Here is a 12,817-nt window from a genome sequence, read left to right on the forward strand (position 1 = left end):
GTCATTCGTCCGTACCAGGAGTCGCGTTGTCCGTCAGCTACCGCCAGCCCGGCGTCGTCCTCACCGACCGCCACTTCGCCGTACCCCTCGACCACGAGGACCCCACGGGCGAGACCATCGAGCTCTACGCCCGTGAGGTCGTCGCGAGCGACAAGGCGCACCGCGAGGACTTGCCGTGGCTGCTCTACCTCCAGGGCGGACCCGGATTCGGAGCGAATCGTTTCGTCGGCAGACAGGCCTGGCTCGGCCGCGCGCTCGACGAGTACCGCGTCCTGCTCCTGGACCAGCGCGGCACCGGCAGCTCCACTCCCCTCAACCGGCAGACGCTCCCGCTGCGCGGCGGCCCCGCCGAGCAGGCCGAGCACCTCACGCGCTTCCGCGCCGACTCGATCGTCCGCGACTGCGAGGCGATCCGCCCGGCGCTCACCGGCGGCGCCCCCTGGACCGTCCTGGGCCAGAGCTTCGGCGGCTTCTGCACGGTCAACTACCTGTCCACCGCCCCCGAAGGCCTGCGCACCGCCTACCTCACCGGCGGCCTGCCGTCCCTCGACGCCCACGCCGACGACGTCTACCGGGCCGCCTACCCGCGCATCGAGCGCAAGGTCGTCGCCCACTACGACCGCTACCCGCAGGACGTGGAGCGCGCCCGCCGCATCGCCGAACACCTCTTGCGCCACGAGCCGGTCCTGCCGAACGGCTACCGGCTCACCGTCGAGGCCTTCCAGTCCCTGGGCATCATGCTCGGCGGCAAGGAGGGCAGCCACCGCCTCCACTTCCTCCTGGAGAACGCCTTCGTCCGCACCCCGCAGGGCCACGAACTCTCCGACGCCTTCCAGGAAGAGGTCCAGAACTCCCTCTCCTTCGCCGGCCACCCCCTCTACGCCCTCGTCCACGAGGCGACCTACGGCCAGGACTCCCGCCCCACCGCCTGGTCGGCGGAGCGCGTGCGCGGCGAGTTCCCGCAGTTCGACGCGGCCAAGACCCTCGCGGGCGACAGTCCTCTCCTCTTCACCGGCGAGACCATCCACCCCTGGATGTTCGACTGCGACCCCGCCCTGCGCCCGCTCCGCGACACCGCCGAACTCCTCGCCGCCCGCACCGACTGGCAGCCGCTCTACGACGCGGGGCGCCTCGCCGCCAACGAGGTTCCGGTCGCCGCGGCCGTGTACCACGACGACATGTACGTCGACGCGGACCACTCGCTCCGGACCGCCCGCTCCATCCGGGGCCTGCGCACCTGGGTCACCGACGAGTTCGAGCACGACGGCGTACGGTCCGGAGGCCCACGCGTCCTGGACCGGCTGATCGCCCTCACGCGCGACGAGGTCTGAGACCGGGACCGGCGACGAGATGTGACCTCGGAATTTCCGACATAAGGTTCATTTCGATGAATACCACGTCTCCTCGCCGGGTCCGCCCGGCCGCCCTGGTCCTCGCCGTCGTCGCGGCGAGCACGGTCGCGCTGGTCTCCTGCGGCGACGACAACGACAGCTCCGGCAGCTCGCGGTCCGCGACTCCGGACAAGGCATCCTTCTCGGGCATGACCCCCTCGGCCCTGAAGTCGGCCGCCTCCTCGGCGGTCGCGTCGGCCCGCGCACAGGCCTCCGCCGCCGCGTCCTCGGCGTCAGCGGCGGCGTCCTCCTTCGAGGCCTCGGTCTCGGCCGAGGTCGCCCGCGCGAGCAAGGACGCCCAGAACGAGCTCAAGGGCGTCGACGGTCAGGGCAACGCTATGTCCGAGGTCGCCATGACCGGCAAACCGCGCGCCCAGACCGGCGGGCTCCTCGCCGTCCTCGTCACCATCACCAACAAGACCGAAAAGAAGGCGTCCTACGCCGTCCAGGTCGACTTCCTCGACTCCTCGGGGAAGGTGGTGGAGACCCGCTATGTCGGCGCCGAGAACCTCGCCCCCGGCGCGAAGGCCCAGCCGGTCGCCATCAGCACCAAGCCGCCGGAGCCGGTCCTGACCCCCAAGTTGGCGAAGGCGCAACGCTATTGAGCACGTTCGTCGGCGACGGGCTTATCCGCGCCCGGAGTTGAGCTCGTCCACCGCTCCGCCCGCGTCGCCGATCGTCGTGTAGTCGACGGCGACGAAGTTCACCGGCCGACCGCGTTCCCGCTCGCAGCGGTGGACGCGGTCGAGCACGAAACGGCGGGCGTTGACCTCACCCGCGTCCAGGCGGCTGCCGCCGTCGATGGTGATGAAGTGGTTGAGCAGGAACAGCCGTTTGTCGCTGCCGCCGCGATGCGGTACGCAACTCATCGCGTCCGGCGTGCGGAACGCGAACGGCGTCTCCATCCCGTAGTCGTAGAAGTTCCGGTACCAGGGCGCCGGGCCGTCGGCCTCCTCGGCGAAGACGACAAGCCGGCGCCCGCTGTCGATCAGGTCGCCCAGGGTGGGCCACGGCTTCGCGGGATCGGCGTCCGGGGTGTGCACCAGGTCGCTCAACCCGGCCTGCGCGACGGCCTGTTCGGTGTCCTTGCCGCTGATCGCGTCCTGCACGATCAGCGTGACGACCTCGGTCGGATGGGCGCGCATCCAGTCGCCGATCTCGTGCAGCGCGGGCACCAGGGCGATCGCCCCGGCCCGGCACACCGAGTGGCACAGCCACAGCCCCTCGCGCGGCGGATTGACCTTGTTGACGGCCGAGGCGATGAACTTCCGTTGTTCCGGGGTGAAGTCGGACTCGGTGAGCCGCGCGGTGATCTCGTCCGGCCGCTCCCACCGGTAGGTGTCGATCTGCAGGGCGCGCACCCCGTCGTCCAACTGGGCGGTGATGGACGGGTCTTGGAGCGGGCCGATGAACCGGTCCACGGTCGTCGACATCGCGTTGTGCGAGGTGAGGTAGGCGACCTCGTCGTAGGACCGGTCGCACAGCTCCGCGCTGCCCTCGCAGGTCCGGGACGCGGTGGGCGTCACCGCGTACGGCACCAGCAGGACGCCGGCGACGGCGGCCCCGCCGGTCGCCAGGCCCAGCCAGCGGAGGCGGGGGAGAGCGGGCATGTGCGGCCTGACCTGGAGGGCCCAGCCCACGCCGGTGAGGAGGGCACCGGCCAGGACGGGGACCAGGGCGGTCGTCAGGGCGGTGGCCGTGAGCCGGTCCAGGGCGGTGCGCTGCACGTCGTCGACCAGCCGGGCCAGGCTCGGTGGCCAGGAACCCGGCGGATCGATCACCCGCCCGCCGCTGACCAGCCGGAAGAGGACGGCGACGAGCCCGGCCAGTACCCCACCGCCCGCGAGCGACCAGCCCAGCGGGAGGAGTCGGCGGCCGGGAGACGACGAGCCGCCTCCGATCCACAACACCACCAGCGCGACGATGAGAAACGCCGAGGCGAGGGCTTCCGCGAGGCCGAGGCCGACGGCGGTGTAGACGCGGGCGCGGTGGAGAGGTGCCAGGTCGTTGCCGGACGCGGCCAGGGTGTCCGTGAGGTTCCATCTCCCGCCGTCCGTGGCCGCCCGGAGCTGCGTGGCGGCCGTACGGGTCCGGTCTGTCACGACGGCGGGGGCCACGGTGGCGAGCGCGGTCGCGACATCGCCGTCCCGGAGCGCCGCCTCGACCGCCGGGCGCAGGGCATCCCGGTCCGCGACGGGCAGACCGCTCACCAGCGTCGCGGCCGCCTGGTCCGCCTGCGCCTCGGTCAACGGCAGGGCGGGCAGCCCGGCGGGCACGTGCCCCGCGACCACGGCACCCAGAGCTGTGGACAGGTCGGTCGAGAAGCGCCCGAAGTCGGGCTCGGGCCGGTCCTGGACCGACGCGACGAGATCACCGAAGTAGATCTGGGCCAGGTCGTTGAGGTTGGCCAGCACGGGCCGCAGTTCGACCTTGAGGACCAGGGAGTCGCGCTCGCCGCCCAGATAGCCCACCACGGCGTCGATCTGCTGCCGGGTGAGATCCCGGACCGTCTCCGGCGGCAGCACCAGCTTGAGATTGGAGGTGACCTGGGCCTCCGGAACCGGCAGCCGGGCCAACAGCCCCCGGGTGACCGCCGCCGTCCGGGGATCGACCAGCACTTGGTTGTACAGGCGGTCGTAGGCCTTCTGCTCGTCCAGTACGGACTGGTAGAAACCCGGGGAGACCACAGTGGAGCGGGCCGTGGCCGCGGTGGTGAGGACGGCCGTGGCGAGAACGGCCAGGATCAGGGCCGCGAGGCGCGGCAGCCTGCGGGAGGCGACGCCGACCGGGTCCATGACTCACCATCGTCGTCCTGCCCCACCCGCCCCGCAAACGGACGGGGGAGCCGGAAACCGGCTGGCCATGGCGGCGGCGGACGTGCTGTGATCACCCCGGCTCTCGCGCACGTGACCACGGGATCCACGACGGGGACGGGACGGTATGAACGACGAGGACCTGCTGGCGGACCGCTTCGAGGAACACCGGGGCCGGCTGCGCGCGGTCGCCTACCGCATGCTCGGCTCGGTGCCGGAGGCGGAGGACGCGGTCCAGGAGGTGTGGCTGAAGCTCAGCCGCACGGACGCGGACGAGATCAGGAACCTCGGCGGCTGGCTGACCACGGTCGTCGGCCGGGTCTGCCTCGATCTGCTGCGCTCCCGTACGGCACGCCGTGAGGAGCCCATCGACGAGACCTTCGTGCCCGACCCCGTGGTCAGACCCCTCACGGAACTCGACCCGGAGGAGGAGATGCTCCACGCCGACTCGGTGGGCCTCGCCCTCCTCGTCGTCCTGGAGACCCTGGAACCCGCCGAACGGCTCGCGTTCGTCCTGCACGACATGTTCGCGGTGCCCTTCGACGACATCGCCCCGATCGTGGAACGCGGTTCGGCCGCGACCCGCCAACTGGCCAGCAGGGCCCGCCGCCGGGTCCAGGGCGCGAACCTGCCGAAGGCCCCCGACCTCGCCCGCCAGCGCGAGATCGTCGAGGCCTTCCTCGCCGCCGCCCGCGAGGGCGACTTCGAGGCCCTCGTCGCCCTCCTCCACCCGGACGTGGCCCTGCGCGCCGACTCCGGCGCCCTCGCACGGGGCGCGGGCGCGTCCAAGGCGATACGCGGAGCGCGCACGGTCGCCGAACAGGCGCTCATGTTCGCGCCGTTCGCCCGCTTCGCCCAACTCGCCCTGGTCAACGGCTCGGTGGGCGTCGTCAACGCGCCCGAGGGACAGGTGCTGTCCGTCATGGGCGTCACCGTCGCCGACGGCCTGATCACCGAGATGTACATCCTGTCCGACCCCGACCGGCTGGCCCGCCTCGATGCCGACGGGCCCGTACGGTGAACCCCATGGAAGATCACATAGCCGACCGCTCCGACCTCCGCGGCGACTGCGAGCGCTGCTTCGGGCTGTGCTGTGTGGCGCTGCCCTTCGCCGCCTCGGCCGACTTCGCGATCGACAAGGCCCCCGGGACGCCGTGCCCGAACCTCCAGGGAGACCACCGCTGCGGCATCCACGCGAAGCTCCGCCCGTCGGGCTTCACCGGGTGCACCGTCTACGACTGCTTCGGAGCCGGGCAACACGTCTCACAGGTCACCTTCGCCGGCCAGGACTGGCGTACGGCTCCCCGGGAACAGGCCCGCCAAATGTTCGACGTGTTCCCCGTCGTACGCCAACTCCACGAACTGCTCCGGTACTTGGCCGAGGCGCTCACTCTGCCCGCCGCCCGGTCCGTCCACCCCGAACTGAGCCGGGCCCTGGCCCGTACCGAGGAACTCACGCACGGCACACCCGAACAGCTCGGCGCGCTGGACGTGGGCGCCCACCGGCAGGACGTCAACGAACTCCTGCTGCGCACCAGCGAGTTGATGCGATCCGGAGCGCGCGGCAAGAAGAAGGAGCGGCGCGGCGCCGACCTCATGGGTGCCCGGCTCAAGGGCGCCGATCTGAGCCGGGCCAACCTGCGCGGGGCCTGTCTCATCGCCGCCGATCTCACCGGGGCCGACCTGCGCGGCGCGGATCTGATCGGTGCCGATCTGCGGGACACCGATCTCACGGACGCCGATCTGACCGGCGCGTTCTTCCTCACCCAGCCCCAGGTCAACGCGGCCCGGGGGAGCGCGGGGACCAGGCTGCCGGAGTCAGTCGTCCGCCCTGCGCACTGGGCAGCGGGCCTCTGACGGGACCTCCTCGGCCACCGTGCTCGGTGCGGGCGCGGCCGGCGCGGTACGGCGGTCCAGGTGCAGGCGCAGGCCGTCCGGCATCAGGGTCAGGCGTTCCGTCACGCGCAGTCGGTACGCCGGCTCGGGGCGCAACTCGTAGCGGCGCAGCAGCAGTCCGAGGACCAGCATCGACTCGTGCAGCGCGAACTGTCGGCCGATGCACGCCCGCGCCCCCGTCCCGAACGGCTTGAAGGTGTGCGGGGCGCGGGAGCGGACGGCCTTGGCGTCGAAGCGGTCCGGGTCGAACTCCTCGGCGTCCGCGCCCCACACCTCGGGGTCGCGGTGCAGCATCGGCGTCAGGATCAGCGCCCAGGCGCCCCGCCGCATGGGGTGCACCCCGACGAGTTCGGTGTCCTCGGTGGCCTCGCGGGCGTACGCGGGGGCCGTCGGCCAGAGCCGTAGCGATTCGTCGAGCACCCGGCGGACGTAGCGCAGCTTGGCGACCTGGTCGTAGCCCGGGTTCGGAGTGTCGCCCCACACCTGGTCCACCTCGGCGCGGGCGCGGGCGGCGATCTCCGGGTGGCGGGCGAGGTAGTGCAGCGCGAAGGACAGGGAGCCCGAGGTCGTCTCGTGGCCGGCGACCAGGAAGGTGATGACCTGGCGGCGGACGTTCTCGGCGGACAGGCGTTCGCCGGTCTCCGGGTGGGTCGTGTCGAGCATCCGGTCGAGCAGGTCTCCGTCGCCGCTCGCCTCGCGGCGGGTGTGCACCATGTCGTCGACCGTGCGGTTGAGGTAGGCGATGTCCGCCTCGTTGCGGCGAGTTGAGCCGCGCAGGAGGAACGGGGCCAGCGGTGCGGGTACGGAGTTGAGGCGTTGCGCGTAGCTGAGCGTGCCCACCATCGAGGTCACGAAGGGGTGCGGGCGGTCGCGCTCGAAGGAGCCGAAGTCATGGCCGAAGCCGGTGCGCGCGATCGTCTCCAGGGTCAGCTTGGTCATGTCGCCCGGGACGTCCACCGCCCGCCCGGCAGCCTGTTCGCGGTCCCAGTGGTCGGTGAGCCGCTCGGCCACGGACAGCATCATCGGGTGGTAGCCGGCCATCGCCTCGCGGCTGAAGCCCGGTGCCAGGACGTCGTGCGCCAACTGCCAGTTGGGCTCGTGGTTGTACGCCGTGAACAGCCCGTCCCCGGCGACCGGCCGCAGGTTCGCGACCCCCAGACCGACGTGCTTGGCGAACCGCGACTCGTCCGCCATGTCGGCGACCAGGTCGGCGCCCCACACGAACACGAACTCCTTGCCGAAGGCCTTCCGCCGGAAGATCGGGCCCAGTTGACGCGCGAAGCGGAGCGAGTCCTGGAGGGGAGTGCGGCGGTCGGCGCCGATGACGTCACCGAGGAACGGGACCCGGCGCGGGGGACGCGGGATGCGGTCGAGGTGGGGCCAGCCCTGCTCGGCATCCCGGAATCCCTTCGGCAACGCGGTCGGCGTCGCCGTCGTCGTGTCCGCCATGACGCGATCTCCCTTGATCCACCAGCAGTTCGAGCCTGTTGTACGTGGGTTCAATAGCGTGTTTCAGTGTGATCCCACTGTTGAACCGACGTCAAGTAAAGTGCGGGAATGGCCGCCAATCAGGGTGAGCGCACGCGCCGCCGGCTCAGCAGCGAGGAGCGCCGGGAGCAACTCCTCACGGTGGGCGCGCGGTTGTTCTCCGAGGACCCCTACGACGATGTGTGGATCGAGCAGGTCGCCGAGATCGCCGGGGTCTCCCGCGGGCTGCTCTACCACTACTTCCCGACCAAGCGGGACTTCTTCGCGGCCGTCGTCGAGCGCGAGAGCGAGCGGATGCTGAGGATGACGGCGGCGGTGCCGGGCATCCCCGCCCGCGAACAGCTCGCCGCCGCCCTCGACACCTATCTGGAGTACGTGCAGACCCACGCGCACGGCTACCGCGCCTTCCATCGTGCCGACGCGGCCGGGGACCAGACCGTACGGCGGGTCTATCAGCGGGCGTTGGCGGCGCAGGAGCGGCAGATCCTGGCCGCGCTGGCCGCCGATCCCGAGTTCGGGCCGGCCGTGGGGGAGCGGCCCGACGCGAAGCTCGCGGTGCGCGGGTGGCTGGCCTTCACCACCGCCGTCTGTCTGGAGTGGCTGCGGGGGCCCGAGTTGAGCCGCGAGCAGGTGCGGGATCTGTGCGCGCGGGCGCTGTTGGGAGTCATCTCGCCCTGAACCCGTCCTGAGGTCGTCCTGGACAACTTGGGAGAGACATTGCGTGGCGTGGTTGGCGTGCGCCCCGATCTTCGGTAAGTTAGGCAAGGCTTACCTAAGGAGGTTCAGGATGGGTGACAGCCAGACGTGGACGGCCGTGCCTGCCGCGGCCGAGCGAGCCCGCTCGGTGCTCGCCGCCGCATGGTCCTGCGCGGTGACCGCGGAGGGCGGTCGCGAGGAGTTCGTCGGCGCGCACAGCGTCGACGACGACGGCCGGGTGCTCCTTCAAGTACCCGACGACAGCGCCCTGTTGGCCGCCGCCATCTGTGCGCCGCGCGGAGAGCCGTCCGCCGTCCTGGAGTTCGCGGACGTCGCGCCCGTCCCTGTGCGCAACCGTATCCGGGCCCGGCTGTGGCTGGCCGGGTGGTTCGTGCCCGAGGAGGGTCAACTCGCCTTCCGGCCCACGCGCGTGGTGCTCCGGCCGCCGACCGGCGCGGTCGTCATCGACCTCGACGAGTTCGCCGCCGCCGAACCCGACCCGCTGGCCCTGGCCGAGGCTCAACTGCTGACGCACCTCGCCGACTGCCACTCCGACGCGGTCGAGCGCCTCACCCGACTCGTCGAGCCCGACAGCCTGCACGGCGCGGTCCGCGTCCAGCCCCTCGCCGTCGACCGGCACGGACTGACGCTGCGCATCGAGCGGGCCCGCGCCCACGGCGACGTACGACTGCCGTTTCACGCGCCGGCCGATTCGGTCTCCCACCTCACCGAGCGCATGCATGTGCTGCTCACCCAGGCCAGCGCCGCGTCCTGCCCGCGCCCCCTACAGCGGCAGCGCACAGACGGCGACCGGTGACGCGAACGGCTCGTCCGCCAGCCGCAGTTGACCGCTCGTGCCGTCCACGTGGAACACGCTGACCGTGCCCGACTTCTGGTTCGCGGTGAACAGCAGCGTCCCGTCCGGCGAGAGCGCGATCTGCCGCGGGAAGTCACCGGACACCGGCACCGTGTCGAGCAGCCTGAGCCGGGCGCCGTCCGCCTCGACGGCGTACCGGGCGAGGGTGTTGTCGCCCCGGTTGGCGAGATAGGCGTACCCGCCGTTCGGCGTCACCACGATCTGCGCCGGGTAGTTGGTGGCGTCGCCCGTGCTGCCGCTGGACTGCGGGGCGCCGATCGACAGGGCACCCGTGGCCGGGTCGTAGGCGCAGACCGCGATCGTGTCGTCGACCTCGTTGGCGAGGTAGGCGTACCGGCCGCCCGGGTGGAACGTGAGGTGGCGCGGGCCCGCACCCGCGCGGGTGTGCGCCTGCGAGACCTCGGTGAGCGTGCCTTTCGTGATGTCCAGGCGGTAGGTGTAGACCGTGTCGGTGCCCAGGTCGACGGCGAGGACATGGCCGCCGTCGGGACCGGTCACGAACTGGTGGGCGTGCGGGCCGTCCTGGCCCGGGCCCGGGTTCGGGCTGGAGTGCTTGACCAGCGCGGTGCGTTCACCGAGCGCGCCCGAGCCGCCGATCGGGTGCACGGCCACGCTGCCGGACGTGTAGTTGGCGCTGAGCAGCCAGCGCCCGCCGGGGTGCACGGACAGGTGGCAGGGGCCCGCCCCGCCGGTGCTCCGCGCGCCGAGAATCGTGCGGTCCGCCAGGCGTACGGCGGTCACCGCGCCGGTCGTGCGCTCGTCGACCGCGTACAGCGTGCGGCCGTCGGGGTGCGCGGCGAGGTACGACGGGTCGGCGACCCCGGTGAGTGTTCCCGCACCGGTGATCTTGCCGGTCACCGGGTCGTAGGTGGCCAGGCCGATGCCCGTGCCGCCGCCGTCGACCGAGGTGTAGGTGCCGAGCTGGAGCGGGCGGGGGCCGGACGCCTTGCCGGCGGAGGGGGACGCGGCGGGTGCCGGTGCCTTCGCGGCCGTCGAGTCCGCCGTAGGAGCGGATTCGGGGTCGGCCGGTGGTGCGGCCGGGGCCGGGACCGCGACCACCGCCGCGGTTCCCGCCAGGGCGCCGATGAAACGGCGCCTGCTCCAGCCCTCGCGTGACGCCTCCGCATCACTCGTCATGCCCACACCCTCAGGTCGTCGCTCGCCTCGGTCGTCACGGCAACCTTGACGTGGAGAACGTGTTGAGCGCAAGACCGGCAACGGTCGTTGCGGAGGGTGCAATGGGCTGGTGGCTCACCAGTCGCCGTCCTCCACCGGCTTGCCGTGCGCGTCCTTGAGGGGCTGCACCTGTCCTGGTGTGGGCTGCTGCCAGGGTTCGTGGTCGTCGCCCAGCCAGTCGCCGACCGGTTGCACCGTCCCCAGGGTGTCGGTGGGGGCGAGATCCTCGGCGTCCTGGTCGTAGTAGTCGAACCAGGGGAGGCCCGCCCGGGTGTACGCGGCGCGGTCCACCGGCGACGGCGGCGGCTCCTCGCCGGTGATGCGGCGCCACTCCGGGGGTGTCACCAGGTGCACGAAGACCCGCCCGGCGGGCTCCTTCGCCCAGGACGTCAGCGGGCGGTCGTCCGCGTAGACCTCCTGGCGCATCGAACCGCCGACACCGAGACCCATCCGGGGAGCACTCGCCGGAGCGCTGCGCGCGGGGGCCTGCGCGGCCATCGGCATGGCGGGCATGCCGAAGCCGCCGGGCGGCAGCGTGATCGCGCGGGCCCGCTCCGAGCGACGCCGCTCCGCCTCACGCCACTTCGCCAACTCCCGCTCATTGAGCGGGAAGGACTGGAGCTGGACGCCGCCCCACACCTCCTCGCCCGTGACCTGGCCCTCGACCGTCGCGCCGAGACCCAGCGGGACCGCCACGAACTGGCGGACCGTCCCCTTGCCGGAGTTGATGCCGTCGAGCCAGGGCTGACGCGGAAGCACGACGTAGTTCTGCGGGTCGCGGGACAGCCGGTCGCTCCACGGCTTCCCCGAGACCGCGCACACCTTGCCCACCCCGACCTGGAGGGCGGCCGGCTCGGCCGTGCCCCCGAAGCTCAGCCACATCGCCTCGCGCAGATACACCGGCAGCATCACGCCGCCCCGTGCCCGCCAGTCCTCGGGCACCGTGTCCGGGAAGTCCGCGACCCGGCGGGCCGGGAACTCGCCGAGCCCCGGTGGCAACGGATGGGTGCCGGTCTCCGGCAGCCGCAGCGTGCGGATGAACCGCACCGCCACCCCACCGGGCAGCCGCAAGGTGTTCCCGTCGGTCCGTACGCCGCTGTCGGCCATGTGCCCGCCCCCGTCGCTGTGCTGCCGGAGGCGGCCCGCCCCCAGGTGACTCCGTCACCTAGAACGATCGGCGCCCCCGTCCCGGTTCCTGCGCAGCCGCTCCGGTACGCCGACCCGCTCCCGCAGCCAGGTCGGCCACGGCATGCGTCGGCGCTGCTCACCGGCGCACCGGTCGAGTTCCTCCAGCAGCCGGCGCGAGCGGTGCTCGGTGTCCAGCTCGTCGAGCATGCGGTTGACCTCGGTCAGCATGGCGCCCAGCAGTTGCCACTGGGCCGCGTCGCGCTGGACCTCCTCCAGGAGCAACTGGGCCAGCTTGTCGCGGGTCGCGGCGGCCGTGTGCAGCTCCGCGGTGAGCCGTGACTCCGCGGACTCGGCGCTCACCGTCACATCGGTGGTCACCAGCACCGCGAAACTGACCACGGCGTCACCGATCTCGGACAGCAGTTGTTCTACGGCCGCGCCCGTCGGCGGTGCGAACAGCGGCTCGGGGTCGCGCTGTTTCGCCAGGTCGGTGAAGGTGCGGGCGAGGACGCGGAGCACGACCGTGCAGATCTCCAGGGTGTCCAGGCCGGTCCGCAGTACGACCCGGTGCAGCAGTCCCTCCCGTACGCGCGGATTGAGCCGCAGGCTGTCCTCGGCCTGCCGTAGGGCCGCGTCCACCTCGATGATGTCGTGGTCGAGCCGGCGCGCCTCGTGCAGCCGCGCGGTGGCGTGGTCGACGGGCGTGCGGCCCGCCGCCTCCTCGCCCATGCGCCGCATCAGCCGCCGCAGCCGACGGGCCAGGCCCTCGATGGACTCGCCGGCCTCGTCCACCCACACCGGGGGAGCCAGCAGCAGATTGCAGGCGAGCCCGACGACCGCGCCGATCAGCGTCTCCACCACCCGCGCCCAGGCCGTGTTCCCGACCGTGGTGACCCCGAGGACCAGCATCGCGCTGATCGCCACCTCGGGCACGTACTCATCAACTTTGACCAGCCGCCCGACGACCAGTGAGGCCACGATCAGCAGCGCCAGGCTCCACCAGGTCAGACCGACCAGCAGACTGAAGGCGATGGCGACGAGGACGCCCGCGACCACGGCGTTCACGCGGCGGATGCCGTTGGTGAGCGTGGCGTAGAGGGTGACCTGGACGACGAGGAGCGCGGTCAGGGGAGCGGTCAGCGGCGCGGGCTCGGGGCTCAGCCGCAGTGCGACGACGTACGCGACCGTCGCCGCGGTCGCCGACCGCAGCGTCTGGACGACCACCGGGTCCCGGTGCCGCCCCACGAACCGCACCAGTGGCGCGGTCCACTCACGGACATCTCGCATCCTTGGCCTATTCCCTCTCACCGATGTGCTGAACGTGCGCATCAGCGTGCGCATTGAGGACCGGA

11 protein-coding genes are annotated in these 12,817 nt (G+C 72.1%); 6 read left to right on the plus strand and 5 right to left on the minus strand.

Going from position 1 to position 12,817, the window contains the following annotated elements:
* Positions 1-26: 26 nt before the first annotated feature.
* Both ACIRRY_RS04770 and ACIRRY_RS04775 read left to right on the plus strand, forming a co-directional pair.
* On the plus strand, positions 27-1,331 hold the full coding sequence (locus ACIRRY_RS04770; RefSeq protein WP_403967902.1) for an alpha/beta fold hydrolase: 1,305 nt from the start codon (positions 27-29) through the stop codon (positions 1,329-1,331).
* 56 nt (positions 1,332-1,387) lie between these two features.
* Positions 1,388-1,996 carry an FxLYD domain-containing protein gene (locus tag ACIRRY_RS04775; protein ID WP_403967904.1) on the plus strand — a complete coding sequence of 203 codons (609 nt, stop codon included), beginning with the start codon at positions 1,388-1,390 and terminating at the stop codon, positions 1,994-1,996.
* A 21-nt stretch (positions 1,997-2,017) separates the two neighbouring features.
* Here the strand turns inward: ACIRRY_RS04775 and ACIRRY_RS04780 are convergent, their stop codons facing one another.
* On the minus strand, positions 2,018-4,186 hold the full coding sequence (locus ACIRRY_RS04780) for a hypothetical protein (RefSeq protein ID WP_403967906.1): 2,169 nt from the start codon (positions 4,184-4,186) through the stop codon (positions 2,018-2,020).
* Between the two features lie 145 nt (positions 4,187-4,331).
* Here ACIRRY_RS04780 and sigJ point away from each other — a divergent pair, with 145 nt between their 5' ends.
* Positions 4,332-5,225: an RNA polymerase sigma factor SigJ gene (gene sigJ / locus ACIRRY_RS04785; RefSeq protein WP_403967908.1), complete on the plus strand. Its 894-nt coding sequence runs from the start codon at positions 4,332-4,334 to the stop codon at positions 5,223-5,225.
* A gap of 5 nt (positions 5,226-5,230) precedes the next feature.
* Entirely contained in the window at positions 5,231-6,061 is an 831-nt protein-coding gene (locus ACIRRY_RS04790) for a pentapeptide repeat-containing protein (protein ID WP_403967910.1), read from the plus strand.
* Here the strand turns inward: ACIRRY_RS04790 and ACIRRY_RS04795 are convergent.
* On the minus strand, positions 6,023-7,549 hold the full coding sequence (locus tag ACIRRY_RS04795) for a cytochrome P450 (protein WP_403967912.1): 1,527 nt from the start codon (positions 7,547-7,549) through the stop codon (positions 6,023-6,025). The genes ACIRRY_RS04790 and ACIRRY_RS04795 overlap by 39 nt on opposite strands.
* Before the next feature lie 108 nt (positions 7,550-7,657).
* Here ACIRRY_RS04795 and ACIRRY_RS04800 point away from each other — a divergent pair, with 108 nt between their 5' ends.
* Together ACIRRY_RS04800 and ACIRRY_RS04805 are read left to right on the plus strand one after the other, a co-directional pair.
* Positions 7,658-8,266 carry a TetR/AcrR family transcriptional regulator gene (locus tag ACIRRY_RS04800; RefSeq protein ID WP_403967914.1) on the plus strand — a complete coding sequence of 203 codons (609 nt, stop codon included), beginning with the start codon at positions 7,658-7,660 and terminating at the stop codon, positions 8,264-8,266.
* Positions 8,267-8,375: 109 nt separating this feature from the next.
* Positions 8,376-9,101, plus strand: coding sequence for a DUF2470 domain-containing protein (locus tag ACIRRY_RS04805; protein WP_403967916.1), 726 nt, complete (start codon positions 8,376-8,378; stop codon positions 9,099-9,101).
* Here the strand turns inward: ACIRRY_RS04805 and ACIRRY_RS04810 are convergent.
* The 3 genes from ACIRRY_RS04810 to ACIRRY_RS04820 form a co-directional block, all read right to left on the minus strand.
* Positions 9,069-10,298 carry a lactonase family protein gene (locus ACIRRY_RS04810; RefSeq protein WP_403967918.1) on the minus strand — a complete coding sequence of 410 codons (1,230 nt, stop codon included), beginning with the start codon at positions 10,296-10,298 and terminating at the stop codon, positions 9,069-9,071. The two genes, ACIRRY_RS04805 and ACIRRY_RS04810, sit on opposite strands and share 33 nt — an antisense overlap.
* Positions 10,299-10,412: 114 nt before the next feature.
* Positions 10,413-11,444 carry a hypothetical protein gene (locus tag ACIRRY_RS04815; protein ID WP_403967920.1) on the minus strand — a complete coding sequence of 344 codons (1,032 nt, stop codon included), beginning with the start codon at positions 11,442-11,444 and terminating at the stop codon, positions 10,413-10,415.
* Positions 11,445-11,498: 54 nt separating this feature from the next.
* On the minus strand, positions 11,499-12,752 hold the full coding sequence (locus tag ACIRRY_RS04820) for an aromatic acid exporter family protein (RefSeq protein WP_403967922.1): 1,254 nt from the start codon (positions 12,750-12,752) through the stop codon (positions 11,499-11,501).
* Positions 12,753-12,817 lie beyond the last annotated feature (65 nt).

The sequence above is a fragment of the Streptomyces sp. NPDC101776 genome (assembly GCF_044766845.1).
Taxonomy (GTDB): Bacteria; Actinomycetota; Actinomycetes; order Streptomycetales; family Streptomycetaceae; genus Streptomyces.